This is a genomic window from Heliomicrobium sulfidophilum, from assembly GCF_057715735.1.
Map to the genome: position 1 here is coordinate 18,402 of NZ_JBVTZZ010000002.1, position 26,777 is coordinate 45,178.

The 26,777-nt window shown below is 58.2% G+C and carries 22 protein-coding genes; 15 read left to right on the top strand and 7 right to left on the bottom strand.

What is annotated here, in order from left to right:
- Positions 1 to 2 precede the first annotated feature (2 nt).
- The 8 genes from AC0CW1_RS00595 to AC0CW1_RS00630 all read left to right on the top strand — a co-directional run bounded on the left by AC0CW1_RS00595 (position 3) and on the right by AC0CW1_RS00630 (position 13,454).
- The gene (locus AC0CW1_RS00595) at positions 3 to 1,085 is read left to right on the top strand and encodes a 3'-5' exoribonuclease YhaM family protein (RefSeq protein ID WP_488181213.1); all 1,083 of its coding nucleotides are present in this window, start codon (positions 3 to 5) and stop codon (positions 1,083 to 1,085) included.
- A complete protein-coding gene (locus AC0CW1_RS00600) occupies positions 1,082 to 4,825 on the top strand; it encodes a PD-(D/E)XK nuclease family protein (protein ID WP_488181214.1) in 3,744 nt (1,247 codons plus the stop codon). Before AC0CW1_RS00595 ends, AC0CW1_RS00600 begins: the two co-directional genes overlap by 4 nt.
- A complete protein-coding gene (gene addA / locus AC0CW1_RS00605) occupies positions 4,822 to 9,096 on the top strand; it encodes a helicase-exonuclease AddAB subunit AddA (RefSeq protein ID WP_488181215.1) in 4,275 nt (1,424 codons plus the stop codon). Before AC0CW1_RS00600 ends, addA begins: the two co-directional genes overlap by 4 nt.
- Before the next feature lie 280 nt (positions 9,097 to 9,376).
- Positions 9,377 to 9,844, top strand: coding sequence for a thioredoxin-dependent thiol peroxidase (gene bcp / locus AC0CW1_RS00610; protein WP_488181216.1), 468 nt, complete (start codon positions 9,377 to 9,379; stop codon positions 9,842 to 9,844).
- A 151-nt stretch (positions 9,845 to 9,995) separates the two neighbouring features.
- Complete coding sequence (locus AC0CW1_RS00615; protein ID WP_488181217.1) at positions 9,996 to 10,208, top strand: hypothetical protein; 213 nt, start codon at positions 9,996 to 9,998, stop codon at positions 10,206 to 10,208.
- 181 nt (positions 10,209 to 10,389) lie between these two features.
- Positions 10,390 to 11,526, top strand: coding sequence for a homocitrate synthase (gene nifV / locus AC0CW1_RS00620; protein WP_488181218.1), 1,137 nt, complete (start codon positions 10,390 to 10,392; stop codon positions 11,524 to 11,526).
- Between the two features lie 215 nt (positions 11,527 to 11,741).
- Positions 11,742 to 12,107 (top strand): carbohydrate-binding protein, encoded by a 366-nt coding sequence (locus tag AC0CW1_RS00625; RefSeq protein WP_488181219.1) that lies wholly within the window; start codon positions 11,742 to 11,744, stop codon positions 12,105 to 12,107.
- A 96-nt stretch (positions 12,108 to 12,203) separates the two neighbouring features.
- The gene (locus AC0CW1_RS00630) at positions 12,204 to 13,454 is read left to right on the top strand and encodes a glycosyltransferase family 4 protein (protein ID WP_488181220.1); all 1,251 of its coding nucleotides are present in this window, start codon (positions 12,204 to 12,206) and stop codon (positions 13,452 to 13,454) included.
- Between the two features lie 103 nt (positions 13,455 to 13,557).
- Here AC0CW1_RS00630 and AC0CW1_RS00635 read toward each other — a convergent pair whose 3' ends face one another.
- The 3 genes from AC0CW1_RS00635 to AC0CW1_RS00645 all read right to left on the bottom strand — a co-directional run bounded on the left by AC0CW1_RS00635 (position 13,558) and on the right by AC0CW1_RS00645 (position 16,248).
- Positions 13,558 to 13,830: a hypothetical protein gene (locus AC0CW1_RS00635; protein WP_488181221.1), complete on the bottom strand. Its 273-nt coding sequence runs from the start codon at positions 13,828 to 13,830 to the stop codon at positions 13,558 to 13,560.
- Positions 13,831 to 13,958: 128 nt separating this feature from the next.
- Positions 13,959 to 15,572, bottom strand: coding sequence for a glycoside hydrolase family 57 protein (locus AC0CW1_RS00640; RefSeq protein WP_488181222.1), 1,614 nt, complete (start codon positions 15,570 to 15,572; stop codon positions 13,959 to 13,961).
- Positions 15,565 to 16,248, bottom strand: coding sequence for a DUF4912 domain-containing protein (locus tag AC0CW1_RS00645; RefSeq protein ID WP_488181298.1), 684 nt, complete (start codon positions 16,246 to 16,248; stop codon positions 15,565 to 15,567). Before AC0CW1_RS00645 ends, AC0CW1_RS00640 begins: the two co-directional genes overlap by 8 nt.
- Positions 16,249 to 16,405: 157 nt before the next feature.
- Between AC0CW1_RS00645 and AC0CW1_RS00650 the strand changes: the two genes are divergently transcribed.
- Together AC0CW1_RS00650 and AC0CW1_RS00655 are read left to right on the top strand one after the other, a co-directional pair.
- Positions 16,406 to 17,026 (top strand): CPBP family intramembrane glutamic endopeptidase, encoded by a 621-nt coding sequence (locus AC0CW1_RS00650; RefSeq protein ID WP_488181223.1) that lies wholly within the window; start codon positions 16,406 to 16,408, stop codon positions 17,024 to 17,026.
- Positions 17,023 to 18,669, top strand: coding sequence for a hypothetical protein (locus tag AC0CW1_RS00655; protein WP_488181224.1), 1,647 nt, complete (start codon positions 17,023 to 17,025; stop codon positions 18,667 to 18,669). Before AC0CW1_RS00650 ends, AC0CW1_RS00655 begins: the two co-directional genes overlap by 4 nt.
- A 142-nt stretch (positions 18,670 to 18,811) precedes the next feature.
- Here AC0CW1_RS00655 and AC0CW1_RS00660 read toward each other — a convergent pair whose 3' ends face one another.
- Positions 18,812 to 20,038, bottom strand: coding sequence for a hypothetical protein (locus tag AC0CW1_RS00660; protein ID WP_488181225.1), 1,227 nt, complete (start codon positions 20,036 to 20,038; stop codon positions 18,812 to 18,814).
- Positions 20,039 to 20,552: 514 nt separating this feature from the next.
- Between AC0CW1_RS00660 and rlmD the strand changes: the two genes are divergently transcribed.
- Entirely contained in the window at positions 20,553 to 22,001 is a 1,449-nt protein-coding gene (rlmD, locus tag AC0CW1_RS00665) for a 23S rRNA (uracil(1939)-C(5))-methyltransferase RlmD (RefSeq protein WP_488181226.1), read from the top strand.
- 1 nt (position 22,002) lies between these two features.
- Here rlmD and AC0CW1_RS00670 read toward each other — a convergent pair whose 3' ends face one another.
- The 3 genes from AC0CW1_RS00670 to AC0CW1_RS00680 all read right to left on the bottom strand — a co-directional run bounded on the left by AC0CW1_RS00670 (position 22,003) and on the right by AC0CW1_RS00680 (position 24,596).
- Positions 22,003 to 23,298 (bottom strand): site-specific integrase, encoded by a 1,296-nt coding sequence (locus tag AC0CW1_RS00670; protein WP_488181227.1) that lies wholly within the window; start codon positions 23,296 to 23,298, stop codon positions 22,003 to 22,005.
- A 139-nt stretch (positions 23,299 to 23,437) separates the two neighbouring features.
- Entirely contained in the window at positions 23,438 to 23,866 is a 429-nt protein-coding gene (locus AC0CW1_RS00675) for an ImmA/IrrE family metallo-endopeptidase (protein WP_488181228.1), read from the bottom strand.
- Between the two features lie 19 nt (positions 23,867 to 23,885).
- A complete protein-coding gene (locus AC0CW1_RS00680) occupies positions 23,886 to 24,596 on the bottom strand; it encodes a helix-turn-helix domain-containing protein (protein WP_488181229.1) in 711 nt (236 codons plus the stop codon).
- A 225-nt stretch (positions 24,597 to 24,821) separates the two neighbouring features.
- Between AC0CW1_RS00680 and AC0CW1_RS00685 the strand changes: the two genes are divergently transcribed.
- The 4 genes from AC0CW1_RS00685 to AC0CW1_RS00700 are packed head-to-tail and all read left to right on the top strand — an operon-like array spanning position 24,822 to position 26,590.
- Complete coding sequence (locus AC0CW1_RS00685) at positions 24,822 to 25,067, top strand: helix-turn-helix domain-containing protein (protein WP_488181230.1); 246 nt, start codon at positions 24,822 to 24,824, stop codon at positions 25,065 to 25,067.
- 13 nt (positions 25,068 to 25,080) lie between these two features.
- The gene (locus AC0CW1_RS00690) at positions 25,081 to 25,293 is read left to right on the top strand and encodes a helix-turn-helix domain-containing protein (protein WP_488181231.1); all 213 of its coding nucleotides are present in this window, start codon (positions 25,081 to 25,083) and stop codon (positions 25,291 to 25,293) included.
- An 18-nt stretch (positions 25,294 to 25,311) separates the two neighbouring features.
- Complete coding sequence (locus AC0CW1_RS00695) at positions 25,312 to 26,097, top strand: ORF6N domain-containing protein (protein ID WP_488181232.1); 786 nt, start codon at positions 25,312 to 25,314, stop codon at positions 26,095 to 26,097.
- A complete protein-coding gene (locus AC0CW1_RS00700) occupies positions 26,090 to 26,590 on the top strand; it encodes a hypothetical protein (RefSeq protein WP_488181233.1) in 501 nt (166 codons plus the stop codon). The genes AC0CW1_RS00695 and AC0CW1_RS00700 overlap by 8 nt, the downstream gene beginning before the upstream one ends.
- Positions 26,591 to 26,777: the final 187 nt, after the last annotated feature.

Genomic DNA, 26,777 nt, shown 5'->3' on the forward strand with positions numbered 1-26,777 from the left:
TCGTGACCCACTCATCTGCTGTCGGCCATACCGACCGTCTTATGCTCAAAGACCTCAAACACGGTCAGGCTTTTCATGACCTCCTGGTCGTTCGCCGTTTTTCTCTCATGCCCTACCGCGACGCCGCTAAGGGGCATTATCTTACCGCCACCCTGGAAGACCGCTCCGGCAAGGTGGAGGCGAGAGCCTGGGACAAGGGGGAACAGTTCGCCCAGATCCTGAAGGAGGAGACGGTTTTTCGCATCCGCGGCCAGGCGACGGAGTATCAGGGCGCCATTCAGTTGCATATCCAAGGCGTCGAACTGGTCGATCCCCGGGAGATCGACTGGGGCCAGTTTCTGCCGGTAACGCCGCTGGACCGGAACCAGCTTGAAGCGGACTTGGACGCCGCCATTGCTGCCATCGCCAATCGCCACCTGAAAACGTTGTTGGCGCGCCTCTTCGCTGAAGGAGACATCCGCCGCGCCTACCTGTGCGCCCCGGCGGCGATGACTCACCACCAGGCCTACATCGGCGGCCTCTTGGAACACTCGCTCGGCGTCCATGGGACAGCGCTCGGCCTCGCTGCTGGCGTGCCGGAAGCCGATCGGGATCTCTTGGCTACAGGGGCACTCCTTCACGACATCGGCAAAATCGAGGAGCTGCAGTATCAGAGCGTCATCGGCTATACCGTCGCCGGCAATCTGCTCGGACATATCGTCATCGGCATCAACCTGCTCGACCGGCTTATCAGCGAGCTGCCCGGTTTTCCCGAGGAGCTTCGCGTAAAACTCCTTCACTTGATCGCCAGCCACCACGGCGAGTATGAGTGGCAATCGCCCAAGCGACCCCAGACGGCAGAGGCATTGATCCTCCATTATGCCGATCGTTTTGACGCCGATATGTTCAAGGTGCGCCAGGCCTTGGCCGAGGCGAAGGACGGCTGGTCTCCCTATCTAAAGGGCATGGACCGCCGCTTTTACGCCGGCATCGCCGAAACAAGCGCTGCCAAAACCAGCCATGCTGACAGGAGCCGCGCCGAGACAACCGTCCGGTCTCCCGGCGAGCCGCTGCACCACAGGGGAGGAGGAGGGGAGCGCCCATGAGCCTGCGCTTCATCCTTGGCCGGGCCGGGACGGGGAAGTCCCGGGTTTGTCTCGACGAGATCGCCCGAGAACTTCTCCAGTCTCCCCGAGGGCCGCTGCTGCTGTTCTTGGTGCCCGAGCAAGCCACCTTCCAGACGGAGCGTGCCTTGGCCACGACACCGGGGTTGGGTGGCGCGATCCGGGCGCAGGTCTTCAGCTTCCGCCGCCTCGCTTACCGGGTGCTCCAGGAGGTGGGCGGCAGCGCCCGCATCCCTATCGGCGAGTTGGGCAAGCGCATGATCTTGCGCAACCTCCTGGAGAAGCATAAGGACGAATTGCGCCTTTTTCACCGCTCGGCCGGACAGCCCGGCTTCGCCGACGCTCTCGCCGGCGCACTGTCCGAGTTGAAGCTCTATAACATCGATGTGAACAGCCTGGGCCGTTGCCAGGCCGAGGTGGTTGAGCGCCATGGCGCCGGATTGCTGGCCGACAAGATCCACGACCTGACGCTCCTCTATGGCGCGCTGAACGCCTTTTTGGAAGGCAAGTACACCGATCCCGACGACTACCTGCACCTGCTGGCCGAGCGCATCGCCCAATCGGCCATGCTTCGAGACGCCGAGGTCTGGGTCGACGGCTTTGCCGGTTTTACGCCCCAAGAGCTTTCCGTCTTGGCGGCGCTCATGGCCGCCTGCCGCCGCGTCAATGTGGCCCTCTGCCTGGACCCGGACGAATTGGACGACCCTTGCGATCTGGACGATCCCTTTTTCCGCACCCGCGAGACACAGGCAAAGCTCTTGCAACTGGCTTACGACAGAGCGATCACGATTGAAAAAGCGCTCCCTCTTAGCGCAGTTCCCGGCGCGACAGCCCCCCGCTTTCAGAAAAACCCCGAACTGCAGCATCTGGAGTCTTTTTATTTTCGCCGCCCCGCGCCGGCCTGGCCGGGCGGGACAGCGGGCCTCTTCGTCTGCGCCGCCGCCAACCGACGTAGCGAGGTGGAGGGGGCGGCCCGGGAGATCATCCGTCTCTGCCGGGATCAGGGCTATCGCTGGCGCGACATGGCCCTCTTTCTGCGCGACATGGAATCCTACCAGGACCTGATGGAGAATGTCTTCAGCGATTTCGGCATCCCCTTGTTCATGGACAGCAAGCGCCCGGCGCCCCACCACCCTTTGGTCGAACTCATCCGGTCGGCCCTGGAGGCGGTCTTGCGCGACTGGGCTTATGAACCGGTTTTTCGCTACGTAAAAACCGATCTGGTTCCCATCTCCCGGGAGGAGACGGACCGGCTGGAAAACTATGTGCTGGCCCATGGCATCCGGGGGCGGCGCTGGCGCGACGACGCGCCCTGGCTCTTTCGCCGCCGCCTGACCCTGGGTGAGGACAGCCTCGATGAATTCACCGACCAGGAACTGGCCGAACTGGCCCGGATCAACGATGCCCGGGACCGCGCCCGCGCCGCCCTGCGCGACTTTCACCAGGCCGTCGTCCACGCGAAAGCGGTGCGGCCCATCACGGCAGCCCTCTATCAACTGCTCGTCGATGTGAAGGCGCCGGAGCAACTGTCTGACTGGATCGCCGAGGCGGAGGCGGCGGGACGGATCGAAGAGGCCCGTGCCCACCGCCAGGTCTGGTCTGCCGTCATCGACCTCTTTGACCAGATTGTCGAATCCCTTGGCGAGACGCCCCTCGACCTGGCCACCTACGCCGTCGTTATGGAAGCAGGTCTCGACAGCCTGAAGCTCAACCTGATTCCGCCCGAACTGGACCAGGTCTTTGTCGGTAGCCTGGACCGCTCCCGCAGCCCCGAGATCCGCGCCGCCTTTGTCCTTGGCGTCTCCGAAGGGGTGCTCCCGGCCCGGCCCAAAGACGATGGCATCTTCGACGACAAGGAGCGCGAGCGCATCCAGGAACTGACGGGGCTTGAACTGGCGCCAGGCAGCCGCCGCCGCCTTTTTGACGAGGAGTATCACGTCTATGTGGCCCTTACCCGCGCCAGCGAACGCTGCTATCTCAGCTACCCCTTGGCGGACGCCGAAGGGCGGGCGCAACTGCCCTCGTCGGTCATCGCCCGGGTGCGGGAACTGTTTCCGCAGGTCGCCGAACGAACATGGCTGCTGGAACCGGGCATCCTGCCGCTGCCTGCGGGCGGCTATACCGGCGATTCCGCAGAGAGAGCGGCCAAAAGAGACGCAGCCGAAGCAGAATCAACCTTCGAAGTCGTAGCGTTTGAGGACGCAGCCATCAAAGCGTCTACGTACGACGACGAGCTGGCCCAGGAATACATCGTCCACCCCGGACGCAGCCTTTCCTACCTGATCCCCTCCATGCGGGAAGCGCTGGCCCACCGTCCCGCGCCGCTCCTCTGGTGGGCCGCCTACTCTTGGCTGGCCGAACGCCCCGCCTGGCGGGAGCGGTTGCAACAGGTCCTGGCCGGTCTTTGGCATGAGAACCGGGAAAAGGCGCTGCCGAAGCCGGTGAGCCGCCGCCTTTTCGGCGATCCCTTGAAGGCCAGCGTCTCTCGGATCGAGCGCTTTCTGGCCTGTCCTTTTTCCCATTTTGTCTCTCACGGCCTGCGGCTCAGAGAGCGGCGCGTCTTCCGTCTCGAAGCGCCCGATCTGGGCGAGTTTTTTCACGCGGCCTTAAAACAGTTTGGCGATCGCGTTCGCCAGGACCGTCTTGACTGGGGCGCCCTGCCCCAGGAGGAACTGTTTCGCCTCACCGGCGAGGTCGTTTCCAACCTGGCGCCGCAACTGCAAAACGAGATCCTGCTCAGCACCGCCCGCCACCGCTACCTCACCGGTAGGCTTCAGCAGACCCTCTCGCGGGCCGTCACCGTCCTGGGCGAACACGCCCGGCGCGGCCAATTTCAGCCCCTCGCCCTCGAAGTCGGTTTTGGGCCGCAGGAACTGTTGCCGCCTGTCAAGGTGCCCCTGCCTGAGGGCCGTTGGATGGAACTGGTGGGTCGCATCGACCGCATCGACGCCGCTGGTGCCAGCGATGCGCCCTGGTTGCGTGTCATCGACTACAAGTCCAACCGGGCCGAGTTGAAGTTGGCCGACATGGCCCACGGTCTGAAGTTGCAACTGCTCACTTACCTGGATGTGGCCTTGCGTCACGGCAACCGGCTTCTGGCGGGAGGCGCTTTTGGCGAGGGCCTGGGTCTGGGATTGGACCCGGGTGAGGGCCGGCGTTTGGGCCAGGGTGAGGGTGAAGGCGTGCCAGCGTCCCTGATTGGCGCGCCGGAATGCCGCCCCGGCGGGATGCTCTACTTCGGCGTCCGCGACCCCCTTCTCCCGGCCGGCGGCCCCCTGACGCGGGAAGAGGCTGATCAGGCCATCCTCAAGGCCTTGAAGATGCGCGGCCACGTCCTGGCCGACCCGGCCGTCGTGGGCCTCATGGACGGCCACACCCAGCAGGGCTATTCGCCGCTCATCCCGGTAGGTTTGAAAAAAGACGGCAGCTTCTACAGCGCCTCCTCCGTATTGACGCTCGAACAGTTCGTCCTCCTTCGGCAGTACCTGCAGAGCATTTTCGCCCGCGCCGGCGAGGCCATTCTGGGCGGGCTCGTCTCCATCCGCCCCTACCGCCGCGACGACCGGCTCGCCTGCGGCTTTTGCCCCTACAAGCCCGTCTGCCAGTTCGACCTGCTGTTGCAGGACAACGACTACCGCCTGCTCATCGACGATCCGCCGGATAGGATCTGGGAAAAAATCGCCGCCGGTCCCAATGCCGTTTTCGAGGGGGTGATCCGATGAACTGCGAACACGATACGTTGTGCCGCGATACGCTGCGCCAGGTTCGGCAAAACAGCGCTCCCATGCCTCGCGATCCCAAATGGACAGACGAACAGTGGCAGGCCATCACCGCCCGGGGCGGCGACATCCTCGTGGCCGCCGCTGCCGGATCTGGCAAGACGGCTGTGCTGGTGGAACGGATCATCGGCATCATTAAGGAAGGCGTCGATGTGGACCGCCTGCTCGTCGTCACCTTCACCAACGCGGCGGCGGCGGAGATGCGCGAACGCATCCGGGCGGCGCTGACGAAGGAATTGACCCAGAACCCCCAGCAGACCCGTCTGCGACAGCAGCTTGTTCTGATCAACCGCGCCGCCATCACGACGCTCCACTCCTTTTGCCTCGATCTGGTGCGCAAGCACTACTACCGCCTCGACCTCGACCCGGCCTTCCGGGTTGCCGATGAGACAGAGATCGCCCTGCTCCGTCAGGATGTGCTCGATGAGGTCTTTGAGGCCTTTTACGAGCAGGCAGGGGCGGAAGGGGAGACTGAATCGGGGGCCGAGAACAGGCGGCAGGCCGAATCCAGGAAGGGCGCCAAAGCGGGGGCCGGCAGATTTACCGCCTTGGTTGACGCCTATGGGGGAGACCGTGACGACAGCCCCTTGCAGGACATCGTCCTCCAGTTGTATGAAAAGGCGCTCAGCCAGCCCTGGCCGGAACAATGGCTGCGAGACATCCTCCGTATTTTTCAGGAAGCAGGGAAGACAGTCGGGCAACAGTCGAAGGAGTCCCAATCTGCTGAGGCTCCGCATTGGGAAAACCTTCCCTGGTTCACGGCTTTGCGGGAAGAGATGGCCATTGACCTGGCCGAAGCGGAAGGGCTTTTCGCCCGGGCACTGACCCTCTGCCGCCGTCCGGGGGGGCCGGCGGCCTATGCCGACGCCATCACCGCCGATATCCATGTGACACAGGACCTGCGGCTGGCGGCCGGGCGTTCCTGGTCACAGCTTTACGGCCAGTTCCAGGCGCTCTCCTTTGCCCGGGCCAAGGCCGTTCGCGGCCCTGTCGACGAAGGAGTAAAAAAAGAAGTGGGCCGCCTGCGCGATCAGGCCAAAAAGAAGCTCACAGACCTGCAGAAAAAATATTTCCTCCGGAAGCCCGAGGAGCTGGTCATCGACCTGGAGCGGGCGCTGCCGTCCATGGAAATGCTGGTCGAGGTGGTCCTTGCCTTTGACAGCGCTTTCAAAGCGGCCAAGCGCGAAAAACGGCTTGTCGACTTCAACGACCTGGAGCATTTCTGCCTGCGCCTGCTTCTTGACGAAAGGGCGACGCCCGGCGACCCTGCCCCGTCGCCACTGGCGCTGGAATTGAAGGAACACTTTGCTGAGGTCCTCACCGACGAATACCAGGACACGAACAGGGTCCAGGAGACGATCCTGGATCTGGTATCGCGAAACAACCGTTTCATGGTCGGCGATGTGAAACAGAGCATCTACCGCTTCCGGCTGGCTGAGCCGGCTCTGTTTTTGGAAAAGTATCAGCGATATGGCCCGTATTCCATGGCGGCGTCGGGCATTGACGACGGCGACGCCGCCAATGCCGCGAACGCAAGCCTTCGGGAAGCCCGCATCGATTTGGCCAAAAACTTCCGCAGTCGCCGCAATGTCGTTCAGGCTGTCAACGACATCTTCCGCCGGATCATGACTGTCCGCGCCGGTGAAATGGCCTATGACCGGCAGGCTGAACTGGTTTATGGCGCCGCTTTTCCTGAATTGCCCGGGCGGCCAGACGATCCGGTCATCGAATTGCACCTGTTACAGCGACAGCCCGACGCCGACGGTAAAAGCAGTGCCGCCAGTCCCGGCGAGGGAGCCGCCCAAGACCCTGATGAAGACGACGCCGAACCGGGCGATGGGGAAGAGGAACTGCTGGTCCTCGAAACGGCCCAATATGAAGCCCGCTTGGCGGCGCGGCGCATCCGGGAACTGATCGACGAGGCCATGCCTGTCTTTGACCGCGATCAGGGCGGCTACCGTCCAGTTCGTTACCGCGATATAGTCCTATTGATGCGGGGGACCAAGGGGCGGGCAGACATCTTTTTGGAGGAGTTTCGGGCCGCTGGCGTTCCCGCTTACGCCGAGACCGGTTCCGGCTACTTTGAGGCTACCGAGGTCTCCATCATGCTGTCGCTCTTGCGGGTGATCGACAACCCCTGCCAGGACATCCCTCTGGCGGCGGTCCTGCGCTCGCCCATCTTCCGTTTTACCGGCGAGGAACTTGCCCACATCCGCCTGGCTGATGCGCGGAACACCTACTTTGACGCCATCCAGGCCTTCATCGCCCAGGCGGAAGCGGCCAATTGCCATGCAAGCGGCCACCGTCCAGACAATGGCGCACCGAATCGTGAACCCAACCGTGTGCCCGGCTGTGCTGACCTCGCCCCGTTGGCCTTCCGTCTCCAGGCGTTTTTGCGCCAGGTCGACGCCTGGCGGACGCTGGCCCGCCGCGATTCCCTGGCTAAGTTGATTGCGACCATTTACCGGGAGACCGGTTTTTACGACTACGCCGGCGCCATGCCCGGCGGCGGACAGCGCCAGGCCAACCTGCGCGCCCTTTACGACCGGGCGCGCCAGTATGAGGCCACCACCTTCCGGGGGCTTTTCCGTTTCCTCCGCTTCATCGAACGCCTCCAGGATCAGGGCGGCGACCTGGGAACAGCCCGGGCGCTCGGGGAAAAGGAAAACGTGGTCCGCATCATGAGCATCCACAAGAGCAAGGGTCTCGAATTCCCTGTCGTTTTTGTGGTCGGTCTGGGCACCCAGTTTAACGTCCAGGACCTGCGCCAGGACCTGTTGATCCATAAAAACCTCGGTCTCGGCCCCGTTGTCGTCGATACACAACTGCGCTACCGTTACCCTACAGTCGCCAAACTGGCCATCCAACGCCGCCTTTACCGGGAGACACTCGCCGAGGAAATGCGCATCCTCTATGTGGCCTTGACCCGCGCCAAGGAAAAACTGATCCTGTTGGGCACTGTGCGCGACATCGTCAAGTCGGCTGAGCAATGGCGGCAGGATGCCGAAGGGCTCGCGCCTGATTCGCCCATTCCAGATGCTTCGCTGTTGCGGGCAAAGTGCTACCTCGACTGGATCGGCCCGGCCCAGGCCGCACATCGTGACGGGCGGGAAATTCATGCCTGGGCGGCCGGCGCGATTGCCCTCCCCGTCGATGCGGTGTATCGAGCAGATCGGGCCGATGGCACCGATGCAACTGATGGCGCCAATCTAGCCGATCGCGCTGATGCAACCGATGGCGCCAAGGACATATCCCGGTGGAGATTGTGCTTTGCCACAAAAAAATCACTGACACAGATTCAGGCGGAAACAGACGGCCAGGAAACGGTCAACCCGGCCTGGTTAGTCAAACTGGAGCGGTTTGAACCGGTCACCTCGACAGAACGCGTCGACCGCCAGCTTGCCTGGTGTTACCCCCTTGCCGAGGTATCTGGAATCGCGGCCAAGGTTGCCGTAAGCCGTGTCAAGGACCGCTTTGTTCGATGGCTCTACGCTCAGGGGGAGGAACTTCCTGAAAGCGATGGGGAAGCCAGCGCCGGTGAAACAAATGCTCAACCGGATACAATGCGTCAAAGGGACACAACCTCTCGTCCGGACACAACCTCTCGTCCGGAAGCAACGGCAAATCGCCCAACCCTATCGCTTGCTGACATCCGCCCGCGTTTTCTCCAACAGGAACGGCGGCTCACGGCAGTCGAGAGGGGATCGGCTTTTCATCTCGTCATGCAACACCTTGACTTTTCCGGCAATCTGTCTCGTGATGGCATCACCCGGCAGGTTGACGCCCTTGTCGAGCGGGAACTGCTGACATTGGAACAGCGAGAGGCCATCCATGAAGACCAAATCCGGGGCTTTGTGGAAAGCCCGCTGGGGCGACGCCTTTGCCGGGCGAAGCAACGCCTGCGAGAGGTTCCCTTTACACTGGCCCTGCCAGTCCAGGAGGTGTACCCTGAGAAAGCCGCTGTGAAGGACACCGTCATCGTCCAGGGGGTCATCGACTGCCTCTTTGAGGAAGAGGACGGCTGGGTGCTCTTGGATTATAAGACAGACCGCCCGCCTGCGGGCATGGAGATGACCGAATGGTTCCTCCAGCTTCGCAGGACTTACCTGGGCCAAGTCAACCTCTACCACCGGGCTGTAGAGACCGTTTTTCAGGCAAAAGTGAAACACCGTTGCCTTTTCCTGATCGGATTAGGTCAGGAACTGACTCTTTAACCAAGACAGGGGCTCTCCTGAAGAAACCAGGAAGGCTGATAATGAAACGCTCTGGCGTGAATCCGTAAATCATCATTCTAGGCTGCTGACAGGTTCAGCAGCCTTTTTGAAGGTTGACAAGACCGCAGCCTTCGTGCCACGATTAAAGTGGCGGGAGTTATTCCCGAACAGCCCATCGGCGCCGGCGATCCCTGCTGCCAGATGGTCTTAAGGAAGAAAACGACCTAAAAAGATGATCTAACAATGAAGTACTGATCAAACCCAGGGAGGCGATATACATATGGAGGAACTGATCATCGGTCAGAAGGCGCCCGACTTCGAACTGCCCGCTTCCAACGGGGAGACGGTGCGCCTGAGCCAGTTTGCCGGACGTACCGTGGTGCTCTATTTCTACCCCAAAGACAACACGGCCGGATGCACCCTGGAAGCCCAGGAGTTTCGCGACCTCCATGGCCGCTTCGAGGAAGCGAAGGCCCTCATTCTCGGCGTCAGCCGCGACAGCGTCAAATCTCATGAGCGCTTTGTCGAAAAACAATGTCTGCCCTTTCTGCTGCTCAGCGACACCGGCAGCGCCGTCTGCGAGGCTTATCAGGTGCTCAAGGAAAAGACGCTTTACGGCAAAAAATCCATTGGCATTGAACGGTCCACCTTTGTTATCGACCCCAAAGGCAATATCCAGAAGATCTACCGCAAGGTCAAGTCGGCCGGCCACGCCGCCGCCGTCCTTCAGGCGTTGCAACAGGGCTGATCCTGTAGCGCGTATCGAGGAAATCCAAGCCAAGGCCCAACTGCTTCCGGCAACGTCAGGCAGCAGACCATCCCCAGGCTCCTACGGGTTTATTGCCGTCGCTGGAGAGCCTGTGGTTCCGATCCAAATCCTGCAGGCAGGGGGAGACATGATGAGTTTGCACCGGGGAAAAGTGTATAGCATGCTGGAACAGGCGAAAGAGCAGGGGCGGAAGGTGTATGTCTATTTTAACGACGGCACGGTGAAGCGGTTTCAGATCATCGACGTGACACCGCCGATCGCCTACGGCATTCGGGACGACATGCTTGACCCCATGACCCATCCCATTCCGATTCAAAAAGTGACCGCCGTCGAGTGGGCATGAAAGCGTATATCGAATTTTGTCGAAGAAAAAACCAAAAATGGCCCAAAAACGGCCAAATCCAGGCAAATAAGCCTGTATACAGTATATAAATCTCTGTATTCTTGCGTTTGCTCGAAGTTATGCTAAAATATAATAGTCTTTACCAAAGAGATAGAAAAAATACAATTGAGGGGTGAGGGTGTTGACCAACCGGCAAATTACCATCGTCGACACTACGTTGCGTGACGGCGAACAGACAGCAGGTGTTGTATTCGCGAACAAAGAAAAGATCCGTATCGCTAAGATGCTCGATGAAATCGGGGTTCACCAGATCGAGGCGGGCATTCCTGTCATGGGTGGCGATGAGAAGGATACCATCGCGAAGATTTGCAAGATGGGCCTGAAGGCCAGCATCATGGGTTGGAACCGCGCCGTCATCTCTGACATCCAGCACTCCATCGACTGCGGTTGTGACGCTGTTGCCATCTCCATCTCTACTTCCGACATCCACATCCAACATAAGCTGCGCACTTCTCGCGAGTGGGTCCTGGAGTCGATGATGAAGGCGGTCGAGTTTGCCAAGTCGCAAGGCCTCTATGTCTCCATCAACGCCGAAGACGCTTCTCGTTCTGACATTGAGTTTCTGATCCAGTTTGCCACGGAAGCGAAAAAGCTGGGCGCCAACCGTTTGCGCTACTGCGACACCGTCGGCATCATGGAACCCTTCAAGATCTATGAAAACATCAAGCGGCTCCGTGAAGCCGTCAATATCGACATTGAAATGCACACCCACGACGACTTCGGCATGGCCACCGCCAACGCTCTCGCCGGTGTCCGCGCCGGCGCCACCCATATCGGCGTGACCGTCAATGGTCTCGGTGAGCGGGCTGGCAACGCCGCGCTGGAAGAGGTCGTCATGGCGCTTAAATATTGCGACGAAATCGATCTCGGTTTCAAGTCGGAAAAATTCCGCGACCTCTGCGAATACGTCTCCAAAGCCTCTGGCCGTTTCCTGCCCACCTGGAAGTCCATCGTCGGCAGCAACATGTTCGCCCACGAATCGGGCATCCACGGTGACGGCGTTCTGAAGAACCCGAAGACCTACGAAGTCATTTCCCCTGAAGAAGTGGGCCTCGCTCGTCAGATCGTCATCGGCAAGCACTCCGGCACCGCTTCCATCAAGGCCAAGTTCCGCGAGTTCGAGATCGACCTCACCGAGGTGCAAGCCGCCGAAGTGCTGGCTCGTGTTCGCGAGACAGCTGTTGAGCTGAAGCGCACCCTCTTCGATAAGGAGCTCATGTTCATCTACGAAGAGCTCTACGGTTATCCCGAACACTAAACCGACCCTGAAGCGGCCCTTGAGGCCATCCCAAAAAGAAAAACGGTTCCGAGCGCAACTTTTGCGCCGGAGCCGTTTTTTTATGCCAGTAATCATTTCCCCTATTGAAAGGCTTTCCCCGGCAGCTCCGTTCATAGGGGACAGGGCTGCGCCGCATACTAGGAAAGGCCAGTGGTCTCCCAACGCCGAACTCCGAACTCAATGGAGGTGATGGAGTGTCCGACAAGAAATACACCCGTTTCAGTGTCGACAACCGTCTGGAAGCCATGGCTGAGAACATCTATCCCGGCGGGGTGAGGATCGATCCGCTGCCCGCCACAGCCGGACAGGAGGTCTGCATCCTCTACTCAGGGCTGCTGGCCAATGACGGCGCCGATCAGGTCTATCTGCATGTGGGCTACGGCGACGCCGGCAACTGGGATAAGGTCGAAGACGTGGAAATGGACAAGACCGGTTACGGTTGGGTGAAGGTCCTTCCCGCCCGTGACCTGGGCGCCATGCACTTCTGCTTTCACGACTCCGCCCATAACTGGGACAACAACAACGGTATTAACTGGACGATCCAGGTTCACAACGGGTAGGGGCCGCTCACGGCCCCTGGCCCTCTGTTCTGATAGTAACGAGTGGGTTCCGGGGTAACGGGGGAGCTTACAGGGAGAATTTCAGGAGGTGTTTTTTTGCGAATTCTGATGCTGTCCTGGGAGTACCCGCCCCGCGTGGTCGGCGGGCTGGCGCCTCATGTGCACGGCCTCTCAGGGGCGTTGACGCGGCAGGGCCATGAGGTCCATGTGATCACCCAGGGAGGCGATGGTTTGCCGGCGACGGAAAACGACCGGGGCGTCACCGTCCACCGCATCCATCCCTATTCTCTATGGTCCCTCGATTTCGCCGGCGACATCCATCACCTCAACTTCGCCTTCCTGGAAAAGGCGCTGGCCGTCGCCAGCGAATACGGCGATTTTGACATCGTCCACGCCCATGACTGGCTGGTCGCCTATGCGGGACGGGCCCTGAAGCACGGCTGGCAGAAGCCTCTCATTGCCACCATTCATGCCACCGAATGGGGACGCCACAACGGCTTGCACAATGACCTGCAGCGCTACATCAGCCAGGTCGAGTGGTGGCTGGGCTATGAGGCATGGCGCGTGATCGTTTGCAGCCAACATATGGAGCGGGAACTGGGCCGCATCTTTCAGATGCCTGGCGACAAGATCTCCGTCATCCCTAACGGCGTTCACCCCGACGATTTTTCTGCCGCCCAAGCCCAGGGGTTCCGCCGCAGCGATTACGCCGCCGCGCATGAACGGATCATCTTCTTTGTGGGCCGCCTCGTCTGGGAGAAGGGCGTTCAGGTCCTCGTTGAGGCGCTTCCCCAGATCCTGCGCCGCCAACCGGCCAAGCTGGTCATCGGTGGGACCGGGGCGCAGATGAACTATTTAAAACACCTGGCCAACCGCCTCGGCGTCGGTGACAAGGTCCATTTTGCCGGCTATGTCCAGGGCGCCACGAAGGTGGGGCTGTTGCGGGCAGCTGATGTGGCCGTCTTCCCAAGCCTCTACGAACCGTTTGGCATTGTCGCCCTTGAGGGGATGGCCGCCGAGACGCCGGTCGTCGTCTCTGATACGGGCGGTTTGGCTGAAATCGTCCGACACCGCCAAAACGGGTTGAAGGCCTTGACAGGCAACGCCAACTCGCTGGCCGATCAGATCGTCACCGCTCTCGAAGATGAACTGCTCGTCAAGGCGATGACGAAGCAGGCCGCCCGGGAGGTGCGCGAGGTTTACTCTTGGTCTGCCATCGCCGACCAGACGCTCCAGGTCTACCGGGGAGTGAAGACGGATGCGGCGGCAGCAGCGCGGCGCCGACCTACACCACTCTTTCGCTTTAAAGGGTGGAGCCAGTTTTTGCAGGCAGGGGGGAGACAGTGAGGCATGCTGTCGGCATGAGATTTCAGCAGGCAATCGCAGTGTCATTCTGCCCCTAACAGGCAGGAGAGGGGTATGGGAAGGACTTATTGGTGATATGTAGAGGCTAGCGGGAATAGCGGATCTCCACGGGAGGATGGGGGAGGCTGGTCAGGATCGCCGGCAACTCCATCCAACCGTGTGGGGTGGCGTGGACAGCATACCAGCCTTCCGAGGGCGCCACGGCAACCACGTACATTAGGTGGGCATATCCTTCGAGCAGTCTCAATCCCAGGCCGGAAGACCGTCCATCGGGAAAGCGAATGAAGGCAACCCGCTCCGTTGCCGCTAACTCTTCGATCCAATGGGTGAGACGACCGGTTCCTTTGTATCGGTGCATTGGTGATGATCCCCTTTCGGGATTAAAAAATAGGGTCGTTGTAACAAAGTATACCGGCAATCGATGTCAGGCGAAAGGCGCGGAAAAGCCGCCCAGCCACCCTGTTTAGGGTGAGGGCGGCTTTTTTTTCAGTGGACTGGCGACGACTTAGTGTCAGCGTAGGTGCGGTAGTCGATGCGCGGGAAGAGGGGGCTTCGTTCCTCCAGATCGGCGATCACCGATTCCTCTAGGGGTTTCTTGCCGCGCAGCATCTCATCGAGGAGCGAACAGTTGTTGAGGTGATAGACGGAGCGGTTGACAGCGTAGCGGACGGCTGTGTCTGTTTTCATGATGAAGGCCCAGTCGCTGCTCTGGGCCAGCAGGAGTTCCCGGGCCATTTGGTTGAGGGCGCGGCGGGGCAAGGCCTCGGGGTCCCGCTGTTCCTGCGCGAGGCGGATCATCCGCTCCGTTGCCCGGTGCAGGTGTCGGTAGAGCCAGTGATTGCTGTTTTCCAGCCATACCTCATGGTAGCCGGCGTCTCCCCAACTCGATTCGTTGGGCATGGACGGCTGGATCAGCGGGGTTTCGTCCAGATAGCGCCCCGGCGTGATAAAGGCGATCTCCCGATCGACCTGCCCCTGCTGGCGGATGACCTGATCGAGGAAGCGTGGTCCTTCATACCACCAGTGACCGAACAGTTCGGCGTCATAGGGGCAGAGGACGAGGGGCGTCCGTTCCGGCATGAGGCTCTTCAGCCAATCCAACTGTCGGGATCGGTTGAAGAGGAAGTTTCTCGCATGAAGGGCCGCTTTCGCTTCCGCCCAGGCCGGCACGTAAGGTTCCTTGTGGTTGCCTTCCCGGTCGGTGATGCGGTAGTACTTAAAGCCTGTATGCAGCCGGATGCCTTCCGGGTGGATGAAAGGGCGCACATACTCAAAATCCAGATCGTAGCCGATGTCACGGTAGTACTCGCGGTAATCGCCGTCGCCGGGATATCCCTCGTCCTTGCTCCAGACCTGCTTTGACGACTCCACGTCGCGGCCAAAGGCGGCCACGCCGGAGGGGGTCATCAGCGGGGCGTAGAGTCCGTAGCGCGGCCGGGGGGTGGCGAAGAGGATGCCGTGGGCGTCGGTGATGAAGTAGCGCAGGTGGAAGTCGGCCAGGATGTTTTCCAGGCCCGGATGAAAGGCGCATTCGGAAAGCCAGATCCCCTTTGGTGAGCGATGAAAAAAGTTCTGATAGGTTTCGACGGCGACAGCGATCTGCGCCCGTTCGGCCACGGGATGGGGGCGCATCAAGGGGAGGTAGCCGTGGGTGGCTGGGCAGGGGATGATCTCCAGGATCCCGGCGTCCATCAACCCCCGGAAGGCGCCGATCAGGTCCCGCCTGTAATGGTCGTTGAAGGTGGACAGGGCGTTGTTGAAGCGGTCCCGGTACATCTGGGCCAGGGGGGCGAAGGCCGGATCTCCCTGGGTGCGTTCGATCTCCATTTCGGCGAGCAGAGTCAGTTTCGACATATGTTTGGCATAGCGCTCCTGCAAAAGCGGGTCAGCCAACATGCTGAGCAGCGTGGGGCTCATGGTCAGGGTGACCGAGACGGGCAGGTGATCGCGCCGCCAGCCTTCGAAGACGGCAAGCAGCGGCAAGTAGCATTCGGTGATGGCCTCGAAGAGCCACCGTTCCTCCAGGTAGTCTTCCCGATCGAAGTGGCGGACGAAGGGAAGATGGGCGTGCAGCACAAAAGCGATCCAACCGTTAGCCATGCGTTGCCCCTCCCGCGAGCGACCGCCTTGGCGGGATGATCGTCCAAGGACCGGCGGGGGATGTGACGGCCATGGGGATCGCTTGGCCTTGCAGCTCCGGAATGGGTGGCCAGTTCGGGTCGATGACGGAAGAGGGCGCCGCCGCAGGGGTTATGATCTCGTCGGAGAGAAGGAGGATCACGAATCGCTCCGACAGGCGCCTTCCCACGGCCAAACGGTAGCGATGGGCCGGTAAGACGCCCTGAATGAACCAGTGATCGGCGTGGTCAGGTACGTCGATTTCCAAAAAAGGCGCCTGTTCCAGTTCCGCTGTATCGGTGATGTCGTAGAGGCGGATCTGGCGCGGCGCCGTCCACCACTCGTCGGGGGGATAGGCGGCGGAGGCCGCCTCCTCCCGCTCGCTGGAGATCTCCCAGTAGGTGTAGAGGGAATGGGGGGAGCGGGGGAGCAGGCTGATGGCGTCCTCGTCACAGCGGTGCTGCAAGGGCGACAGGTCAGCATCGAAACGCTTGGGGCCTCGAAAAGGGGACAGTTCCTCGGCATACTCGTCGTATATCTTTTTTGCAGGCAACGGCGCGCGACGGCTCTGGCGCTGGAGCCAGGTGTAGACGAGCAGGAAGGTGATGGCGATCATAAGCGATGCAAGCGCGAACAGGCCGATATTAAACCAGGGCACCAAGGCAGACCACCTCCTCAGGGCTGATTGCCATCCTAGTATTCCCGTGTCCTCGCTCCCTATTTAAACGAGTCGGCAGGGATTTTTCGCCGTTATCCCGAAAAGAATGATCAGGTCTGGGACGCTGTGGCGAGGAGACTGCGGCGAGGAGAACGGAATGACCGAATGGAATTTGATCAAAAGTATGGTTGCCGGGGCGCTCATGCTGGTATTGGCCTTCGGGACAAGCGCTTGGCTTCGCCGGAAGGGCATGGTGCCTCCGGGAAGCGAGCTGTTGCTGCCCCTTAAACATTTTCGCCGCAATGCGCACCAAGGTGTTCGCGACATCGTTCTTCAGGGCCTTCGCCAGGGCATCTTCCTTTTTTTGCTTGTTTCCCTGCTGGGGGGCTTGATCAGCCGCATTTTTCCCGCCCCGCCGCATCCTGTGGAACATTTTTTTCACGGTCAGGGGTCTGGGCCCGGCCTGTCGACGCTGTTGCTGATCTTTTTTGCCGCCGGGATCTTTGCGCCGGTGGCGGAAGAGTGTTTTTTCCGCGGCCTTTTCCTGCCGGCGCTGGCCCGGCGGTGGGGGTGGAACAAGGCCATCCATGGCAGCGCCTTCATCTTTGCGGCCATGCACGGTGATCTGCACCGCTTCCTGCCGCTCTACGCCGCCGGTTACTGGCTCGGTCTCATCGTCTCCCGGGAGGGCGTTATCCTCCCGGCAATTGTTGCTCATTCGGTCTGGAATCTGATTGGCCTGGGTCTGCTGTACCTTGGCATGGGGGGAATGGGATGAACCGCGTCTTGGCGATCCTGGGGGGACTTGTGGCTCTTTTCGCGGCCACCTTCGCCGGGATTTACTTCGGCCTGCATTATCTGGAAAAACAGGGTATCGAACTGGTCGAAAGGCCCCTCGCTTATGACTATGTGCTCAAGAACGGGACCATCGTCGATGGGACGGGCAAAACACCCTACCAGGCTGACATTGGGATCAAAAAAGGAAAGATCGCCTTCATCGGCATCATCCAGCCGCCGTCCAAGGTGGAGGTCATTGACGCATCGGGCCTGCTCATCCTGCCCGGATTTATCGATCTTCATTCACGGCTGGACGGGACCCTGGATGGGCCGGACGCCTTTGACGGCCTGATCAAGCAGGGGATCACCACCGTCTTGTCGGGCTACGGCGACATCGCTGAGGACGATGTGACCTTGCACCTGCAACAGGCGGCCAAGGCGGGTCTGCCGGTCAATTACGCCCTCCTGGCCGGTCACCAGGGGCTGTTCAAACTGATCGAGCCGCAGGAGAGCACCGACACGGCCATGGCTGACGAACAACCGCTGGAGTTCGGCGAGATCCCGCCACCGCCTCCGGTGGCGGAAAAGCCGAAACCGGCTGTCGAGGACCTGATCATGGAGTTGCAGACCTCCTTGGAACAGGGGGCTTTCGGTCTCTCTATCGATTTTGATGACGAATTGGGCCGGCAGCTCACCTTTGACGAGATCAGCCGCTTAGCCAAGGCGCTGGAGGAACGAGGGGCTATCTTAGCATTGACCCTGCCGGCGACCTCTTCCGATCCGGCGGTGCTCATGAAACGGGTCATCGACCTGCACCGGGAAACGAAGGTGCGCGTCCTGATGGCCCCATGGGGGTATATCGGGAACGCCCCCGACGCCCGCATCGCCGACATGGAACAGGACTTGCAGGCAGGCTACCTGTCGTCGCGCAACCTCTATACCACTCTCTATCCGAGCAACCGGCAACCGTCTGGCGTCCGCCAGACCTTGCAGCGGGCCGTCGCCCTCTACCCGCCGGAGATGATCGAGATCGCCGAGGCGACCGGTCAGAACCCGCCCACACTGGTGGGAAAAACCTTGCAGGAGATCGCTCAGGAACGGGGCATGGCGCCGGCAGAAGCGGCCCGGCAGATGGCTTCGGCCGGTCTCGTTCGCATCGTCTTGCGCACGACCACCCTGGAGCGGATTGACCGCCTCGCCGGCGCGCCCTTCGTGTCGTTGACGGTGGACTCGGGAATGGGCAGCGCCACCCAGTACAACCCGGACGCCCTGAAGGAGTTTTTGGGCCGCTCGGTGCGCGATCAGAACAAGATCCCCTGGGAAGAGGCGGCTTTGAAGCTCTCCGGCCGTCCCAGCGCCCTCTTGGGTCTCGATGACCGGGGGACCGTCGAAAAGGACAAGTGGGCTGATCTGGTGCTGATCGACCCCCATCTGTTGCCTCCCCGGACGGAGAAGAAGAGCGGCATCCGTTACGTCTTCGTCAACGGCACGATGGCCTTTGCCAAAGGGAAACTCCTGCAAGAAGGGCAGGGGAAGGGTCAACTGCTGCGCTTCAAGAGCAAGCCGCTCATGCCAGAACCGGCGCCGGAGCCGAAAGCGCCGCCTGTGCCGGGGCCGGCCGATGAGGAAGAAGAGGAAGAGTAATCACTGGTTCGGGATAGCGAGCAGCGTTATATCAAGGGCAGTGAATAACTGTGACCGAAGGGAATAACAGCGACGAAGGGAATAATGCGACGAAGGGAATAACAGCGACAGAGGGAAGCTGGCGAAAGGCCGGCTTCCCTTTTTAACGCACCTCCAGGGGAGCGGTGCAACGCACAGGCGTCTGTTTGGACGAGGGGCAGAAGTAGCGTTCGCGATTGCACATAAAATAGGAATGAAAGGGCGCGAAGACGGCGAGACGTCCGCCCTCTTCGATGATCTCCAACCGCTCCGGTCGCCGCTCCCCCGCAAACCGGTAGAGGATCGCCGATTGGACCGTCATCTCGGGAAAGGGACGGGAGTGGTAGCCCACCTCTTCCTTGCGCAGATCGAATTCGAATTGGATAGGATGTTTTTCACCGGACGGGAAGATGTAGAGGATCGCGGGAAAAGCAAGGGCGCCCGCAGTATCTTTGGTTTCTACGCCCCTGTCAAGGCAGGCGTCGACATCGAGGCTCGCATGGGTATTGATGCTTGCACCGGTGTCGATGATTGCGTTGACCCCGCCCTCGCCCCGTGCATCGCTCCCGGCCTTAGCGAAGGCTCCAGGGTTGTGGCTTGACCTGAGCGAAGAACTAAGCCGTCCCAGCGGTATCTCTACGTTGCGCTGCAAGGGAACCGGTTTCCCCGTAATCGGATCAGGCGGAAAGGCGAGCCGCAGTTCTCCCCAGGCCAGCCAGTTTTGGTCAGGGCAGTGGAGGAGGTAGTAGAAATCGTCAAAAGAGAGTTCCTGTTTCAGCCGAAGTTCGCCGTCGCTGGTCACAGACAAGGCGAAGCGGGCCTGCTGGAGCATCGATTTGACCGATACGTTGACATAGCGCGACAGGTAGGAAACGCTGCGCAACCGCTCTGGCGGCGGGATGATCGGGTTGAAAAGTGGGTTTCCCGTCGGGTTGATCGTCTGCTGGAGCAGGCGGCGAAAGAGAAACATGTTGCCGCCGATCAGCAGCAGGAGCAACCCCTGAAACCAGAAAAGGGGACGGACAGGACCATCGATGGCCCAAAAAAGCACCCACAGCCAGATCAGCCCGATCAGCAGGAGGGTGAAGTCGAGGTAAAAGAGGATCGTGCGGCCCGGCCGGTCGGGAAAGAGGTAGTGGACCTGGTACTTGCGGACCAGAGAGACCATCGGCGCCGCCAGGTTTTTGTTCTCCTGGTAGGGCAGTTCAAGGAACTCTTCAAGGATATCCTGAAGCCGCTCAATCCGCCGCTGCACGACGAGAGAGACGAAGATACCGGTAGAGCCGAGCAGCGAGAGCAGGCCGCCGGTGGCCGACCAGAGCAGGGCTAAGAACAGTTCGGCGGAGAACATGGCAGCCCTCCCCGTTTTTTGTTATGTATTCCCCGAAGGGGAGGCAAAATGCGCAAGGGGGAGTCGGGCTTGACAGCCATGTCACGCCTGGATATTTTGCGCATCAGAGATTAAAGGTGGTTTTTTGTTGAGCCACCTTCTTTACTTGGGGGCAATTGTCTTATAATAATCATTGGGAAGAAAAAAAATCCAAGCGTGGTCATCGATAATCGATTATCGATTACTGGGGCATTGTATTTTGCTGTCGGCGCTTGTTAGAGGGATAAGTCCGGTTTCATGCCGGTTGGATAAGTTACCCGTCCGATAAGAAGATGTTGTTGTGAGGCAGGTTTCCCGTCTGATAGCGTCTGAACGGATGCGGCGCGTACATTGGAAGGTAGGGAAATGGTCAATCTAACTGGTAAGGAAAGGGTCAATGATTTAGCATAATGACTTTACATAAAAAACTTCCATGACCCGTCGGGTCACTAACTATGATGAAAATGGCTTTTCATAAAAAATTGGAGGCTGCTTGATGCGATCTGGCGATATCGATACCTTTTCCATTGAACGGGTGACCTTGCAGGGCGAAGGCGTGGCCCGCCCCGGCGGGATGGCCCTGTTTATCCCTGAGTGCCTGCCTGGTGAGCGGGTGAAGGCCCGCGTCACCCAGGTGAAAAAGAACTTTGCCCGTGCCGAACTGCTGGAGGTACTCGAAGCGTCACCGCAGCGTGTGGAACCGCCCTGCCGCGTCTTCCCGCGCTGCGGCGGATGCCAACTTCAGATGATGGACTACCCCACGCAATGCCGTGTGAAGACAGAAGGCGTCCAGGACGCATTACGGCGGCTGGGTCGATTGGAGAATGTTTCCGTGGGCGCGATCGTCGGCGCAGTGAACCCCTGGCGGTACCGCAACCGGGTGCAGATGCACCTGCGCCGGGAAGCTGGGGCGCAGGGAAAGCCAGTACAGATGGGCTACTACCGCCTGTCCAGCCATGAACTCGTGGAAAATGATGAATGCCCCCTCCTGCCGGAGTCCTTTCCACTGGTCCTGAAAGCATTGCGGCATCATTTGCCGAATATTGACCCCGAAGGCGAACTGCCCATCCGCCATGTGGTCCTGAAAACAACAACCCCGCCCGAAGGGGCGGGGGAGATGATGCTGATCCTCGTCTTTTCCGCATGGCGCTCTGCTTGGCGCAAGGCTGTGGGAGAACTGGCGAAGCGGCTGATGGGGGGAAGGTTTGCCAGCGAACTGTTCCCAGCTAAGCAGCTCCCAGGCAAGCAACTCACGGGGAAACGGTCTTCAGGGGAACAGTACAACCTAGTCTCTCTTTACGTGAACGTGAACGAAAAAGGAGAGGGAGAGGTTCTTGGCCCCGACTACCCCTACCATGTGAGCGAGCCGGGCAAAGATCGGTTGACCGACTTTCTGCCTGGCGGGTTGACGATCGAGGTTGGCCCCGCCAGCTTCACCCAGGTGAATCCCCAGCAGACGGAAGTGCTCTATCAGTTGACAAAAGATGCCTGCGGCCTCACCGGTAGAGAGACTGTTGTCGACGCCTACTGCGGTGTCGGCACGATCAGCCTCTTTCTGGCCCGCGACTGCGCCCGCGTCATCGGCATCGAAGAGGTCGCCATGGCCGTCAAAGATGCCCGGAGAAACGCTGAGCAAAATGGCATCACCAACGCCGAGTTTCTTGATGGCAAGGTAGAGGACCTGCTGCCGTCGTTGCTCGAACGGGAAGGTGTTCCCGATGTGATCGTATTGGATCCGCCCCGGCGGGGGTGTCATGAGCGCGTGATCGAAGCGATCGCCCAGGCCGGCCCTTCCCGCATCGTCTACGTCAGTTGCGATCCGGCCAGCTTGGCCCGCGATGCGGCGCGCTTTGCCGCTCATGGGTGGCAGGTGCAGCAGGTGACGCCGGTGGACATGTTTCCGCAGACGGGGCATGTGGAGAGTGTTTGTCTTCTAGACAAGTAAATCAAGGGTTTGCGCTATTCTGTTCGCCTAAATCATCTGTTTTGCCAACCGTTTGCCTACGCGGTTTTCTTCCCGTAGGCAAACGGTTGACTGCTTTTTCGAAAATATCTACAGACTGTTCTGCCATTTTTTCTGTAGCGTGAGTGTAAGTGTCCAGAGTAGTTTCGATGTTGGCATGACCGAGTCGCGTCTGCACATCCTTAATATTGGCTCCGTTTTCAATCAAGGTCGTTGCGTGGGTATGGCGAAGAGCGTGGAAGTTAAAAACAATCCCTAAATCATAGTGAATCACTCGGGCGGCGTACTTAAACGAGTCGGGAGTAATCATGCCGCCGTTTTCTTTGGTACAGATCAGGTGGACTGGCGACCCCGGCTCTGGAACGGATAACTCTAACGAAACTACTCGTCTCAGCGTTTCACCGGCTTCGGTCGTAGCCAACTCGTACTGCTGAGTATAATAATTCCCGTATTTAAGCCTGTTTTCTGCCTGCCACTTTTTTTGTTTTTTGAGCGTATCAATTAGCGTTTTGCCAATTTTGATATGACGGACCGATGATTCAGTCTTCGTGCTTCCGAAAAACCAGTTCTTCCCGCGTTTATAGAGGATTTTATTTATGCTGATCTCGCCCTTATCCAGATCGACATCATCCCAAGTAAGCCCGGCCACTTCACCGATCCTGCAACCGGTGTAATAGCCAATCATAAGCATTACGTGGAAGGTTGACCCGAAGGGGAATTTCTCAATTATCCTAGAAAAGTCTTCGCCACTGATTATTTTTCGGTTTGTTTCCCTTTTGGAGTGATCATACTTCGGCGGTTTAACATAAAGCATCGGATTCTCTTTGATAAACTTGCACGGGTGCACAGAGTATTTCAGGGCGCCGTTTAATACAGTGAGCATATTGACAAGATGGTTTTTGCTGAACCCGCAGAGGTACTTATTGTTAATGAAATCTTGCAAAATCACCGGCGTAAGTGATTTTAGTTTATAGTGGCCCAGCGCCGGCTTAATGTGTTTGTCGATAATATTTTTATAGCACAGGATCGTGTTATGTTTGCAATTAAGCTGTACGTAATTCTTTAGCCAGTAGTCGAAGTAATCGGACACTGAAATCTCAGTTGGTTCAAAATGAAGACCTGCGTTCTCGTATTCTTGAAGTGCCTTTCTAAGAGCCGCCTCCGCCTCTTTTTTGGTCCGGCCGCCGACGCGTTCAATACGTTTTCGTTTACCGTCAACGCTACTGGCCTCAAAGGAGTAGTACCATTTTTCTCCGCGCTTCCTTACATGACCTTCCAAAGCAAAATACCACCTTTCTTTTTGTTTGTCCCAAAGGTGGTGAAATGCTAAAATATGATTTGCAGGTGCATCCCATACCTTCGGGTTTGGGTGTATCGAGAATCCCTCGACGTTGGAGCCGTCGAGGGATTCTTTTTTTTTACTTCTTTAAGAACATTAACTCGCGGGGTATCCCGAAATAAGAAGCCAAAGCATCTCGGGTAATGCCGGTGTTCTCAAATTCCATCATGCGTTCATCTGGGGCCAGGAGCTCAACGGCAAACTCATTCGCTTCACGCTCTATGCGGCTTATGCTGAGTAGGGTATTTCTTCGTAAAAACGGCGTGTTTACTTTCGGGTGGAGAATAGAGTGGCCGAGTTCATGGGCGCAGCAAAAGAGCTTGTCCTCATCGGGCAAATTACAATTTATGTGGAGTGACGACACGCGGCAGTAGCTGTGGTGATAACCGAGGATTTCTCCCAATGGCTCTAATACAACACGGATCCCTTTGTGCTGTGCTATTCTGAACGGATCGTTTGTCCCGCACGCCCGGATCAGTTGAGAAACCACTTGTTTAATGGGCTTCACGGATATCCCTCCGGGAGGACTATTTTTTATATTTATTCGGCGTAAACTTCTGCTTCGCAATGTGTTTGGCGGTTCTCATGGAATTCTCAAGAGATATTTTTAGCAATTCTTTTGTCTCTTCGTCCATCTCCAATGGTTCTCCGTTAAACGCGAGGGCTTCATTGCTCTCTAAGCTATCGAGTATTCTCTGTAGATCTCTAGCGATGTCTTTTTCATGCCTTGTGGTAAGGTTGTTATAAGTAAATTGATCCTCTTTAATAATAAATCCATTATTTAAAAGCACATCATTAAAGTCGTCCGAAGCTAAAGTTCTAGGACTATCATCTTCTGGCGGTTCTTGTCTTGCTAAAGCTGCTCGTAAACTACCAGGCGGTACATTTAAAATGTTCGCTAGTAGGCCCATGTTTTCGTAGTCATACGGAGTAGGAATAATGTCTTCTAAATTATTCAAGTAGGTTAGCGGTAAATTTGATTTTAGCGACAAGTCTTGCATCGTTAAATTGATTTGTTCGAGCCTGTCTTCAATTATGGTTAGAATAGATTTTCCTGTTAGTCTATCTACGGATACATTTAGTGATTCTGCAATTTTTTCTAACGTACTTAGGCTAGGATTATACCTACCTTTTTCTACGTCCGCCAAATAAGATCTAGAAATATTTGCTTTGTCTGCCAGCTGTACTTGGGTAAGCCCCCGGCTTTTTCTAATTTTCTTAATGTATTGACCTAACATCACCACAGACCTCCCGAGATGTCGTATATACCGACTTTACCTTATTATACCCTTCGATGTGTCGGATATACAAGGCTTTTAATGACGGAAATACAAGTATTCAAAAGCTAAAAGACGGATATACAAGTTATTTTTGATTATTGTCGAGTTTTGCCGAATACAGGCAATTTTTGCGCTTTTACAGAATGACGGAAATACAATACACTGGCTTCAGGAGGTGATACCGTGAACGATGGCGGTAAAAAATTAATCGGCGAAAATATCAGCGAAAACCGCCGAAAAAAGAACTTAACCCAATCTCAGGTGGCCGAAATGACGGGCCTGTCTAGAAACTACATCTCCGATGTTGAAAACGGAAGGTACGCCCCGAGTGTGGAAGCCCTGACTAAGGTGGCGCATTGTCTGGGTATGGACCTTAATTTTTTGTACCGAATGACGGAAATACACGACAACACGGGGATCGATTGTTAAACGGGGGGCGCCTATGGAGGAGGTACTGTACACAGTTAGCGAGACGGCGAAGCTGCTTAAGACCAATCCGGCATACGTGTATGAACTGATCAAAGCCGGATTACTTCCGGTCTTAAAGCTCGGGAAAATGAAAATTCGTCGCCAAACCTTGTTGTCTTTCCTGGAGCGGTATGAAGGCAAGGACCTTACAAATCCGTTCGAGGTTAAAGAACTTAAACACCAATGAATCTGAAAGGGGGCTCACATGGAAGACAATTTTATCTATCTGAACATCGGCGGCGAGAAGAAAGAACTGGCCGTCAAAGAGACGCAAGAGATGCGTGTTGTCACCTTCAAGGACATTGACCAACTTCACGGTAGACCCGAGGGAACTGCAAGAAAGCGGTTCAATGACAACAAGGAACGATTCATTGACGGTGCTGACTTCTTCGTCCGAAATTCGGACGAAGCAAAAAACGAATTCGGAATCGTCGCCCCTAACGGCCTGGTCCTCATCACCGAATCCGGCTATCTCATGCTCGTCAAATCCTTCACCGACGACCTGGCGTGGCAGGTGCAGCGTGAACTGGTCAACGTCTACTTCCGGGCCAAGCAAACGATCCCGCCCATCCACGACCTCAGCCCGCAACTCCAACTGCTGATCAATATGGAACTCAAGCAGAAAGAAATGGAGCGCTCCATCGCGGAGACGAAGCAAGAGGTCCAGTGCATCCGGGAAGTGGTGGCCCTCAACCCCAACGGCTGGCGGAAAGACAGCGCAAGCCTGATCGTTAAGATGGCCCAAAAGTTAGGTGGCAACGAGCACATCAAAGACCTGCGGTCGGAGAGTTACGAGCTGCTTAACACCCGGATGGGCGTCAGCCTCAAAACGCGGCTCACGAACAAACGGCAGCGCATGGCTGACGATGGCGTCTGCAAGTCCAAGCGGGACAAGCTGACCAATCTGGACGTGATCGCCGAGGACTGTAAGCTCATCGAGGGGTACGTGGCTATCGTCAAAGAGATGGCGATCAAGTATGGCGTTGCTTAACTGCAAGGCGATCTCCCTCACGCTGGTCCTGGTTCTCTTCCCGGCCACGCCGCTGACTCACGAGACGGTGAGCGCCGTCCAGGCCGACTACACACTCCCCAACGGCGTCCCTGTCCGCTTCGGCGCTCAAATCTCACCGAAGCTCAGCGAAATGGACCCAATGCCAACCGGGCCGATTCGCCGGACGGCCATGATGCGGGTTACGGCCTACACCCTGGCCCCAGACGAGACCGGCGGCAAGAGGCCGGGACACCCGGCATACGGCCGGACTTCCAGCGGGGAAAAGGCTGCTGTAGGGATAACGGCGGCGAGTAACACGTACCCGCCCGGGACGCGGGTGAGGATTCCGGGGTTGGGTGAGCGGGTGATACAAGACACAGGCCGACTCGGCCCCGACGATCTGGACGTGTTGATGTCGGACAAGCGACAGGCGTTCAAGTGGGGTGATCCGGTTGTGGAGGTAGAGATTCTTGAAGGGGGCAATAAGCCGTGATTAACCGGAAAATCTTCTGCTACGCCGGCAAGGCCGCGGGGCTGCTCAAAGCCCTTCGCGAGTTTGACCGCCGGATAGCACGATGACGGATGATCAGTTCCAGCGCGGTCTTCAGCAAGCGACCTGTGGATTCTGTGGACAACCGATTTCCGGGCATAAAAAAGAGACGGCCTAGAAGCCGCCCAAC

Bases quoted from the DNA above. Each gene is read 5' to 3' on its own strand.
- AC0CW1_RS00650 (WP_488181223.1), top strand. From the start codon at position 16,406: ATGACCGAATGGAATTTGATCAAAAGTATGGTTGCCGGGGCGCTCATG.
- rlmD (WP_488181226.1), top strand. From the start codon at position 20,553: ATGCGATCTGGCGATATCGATACCTTTTCCATTGAACGGGTGACCTTG.
- AC0CW1_RS00695 (WP_488181232.1), top strand. From the start codon at position 25,312: ATGGAAGACAATTTTATCTATCTGAACATCGGCGGCGAGAAGAAAGAA.
- AC0CW1_RS00655 (WP_488181224.1), top strand. From the start codon at position 17,023: ATGAACCGCGTCTTGGCGATCCTGGGGGGACTTGTGGCTCTTTTCGCG.
- AC0CW1_RS00680 (WP_488181229.1), bottom strand. From the start codon at position 24,596: ATGTTAGGTCAATACATTAAGAAAATTAGAAAAAGCCGGGGGCTTACC.
- AC0CW1_RS00635 (WP_488181221.1), bottom strand. From the start codon at position 13,830: ATGCACCGATACAAAGGAACCGGTCGTCTCACCCATTGGATCGAAGAG.
- AC0CW1_RS00615 (WP_488181217.1), top strand. From the start codon at position 9,996: ATGAGTTTGCACCGGGGAAAAGTGTATAGCATGCTGGAACAGGCGAAA.
- AC0CW1_RS00690 (WP_488181231.1), top strand. From the start codon at position 25,081: ATGGAGGAGGTACTGTACACAGTTAGCGAGACGGCGAAGCTGCTTAAG.
- AC0CW1_RS00640 (WP_488181222.1), bottom strand. From the start codon at position 15,572: ATGGCTAACGGTTGGATCGCTTTTGTGCTGCACGCCCATCTTCCCTTC.
- addA (WP_488181215.1), top strand. From the start codon at position 4,822: ATGAACTGCGAACACGATACGTTGTGCCGCGATACGCTGCGCCAGGTT.
- AC0CW1_RS00660 (WP_488181225.1), bottom strand. From the start codon at position 20,038: ATGTTCTCCGCCGAACTGTTCTTAGCCCTGCTCTGGTCGGCCACCGGC.
- bcp (WP_488181216.1), top strand. From the start codon at position 9,377: ATGGAGGAACTGATCATCGGTCAGAAGGCGCCCGACTTCGAACTGCCC.
- AC0CW1_RS00600 (WP_488181214.1), top strand. From the start codon at position 1,082: ATGAGCCTGCGCTTCATCCTTGGCCGGGCCGGGACGGGGAAGTCCCGG.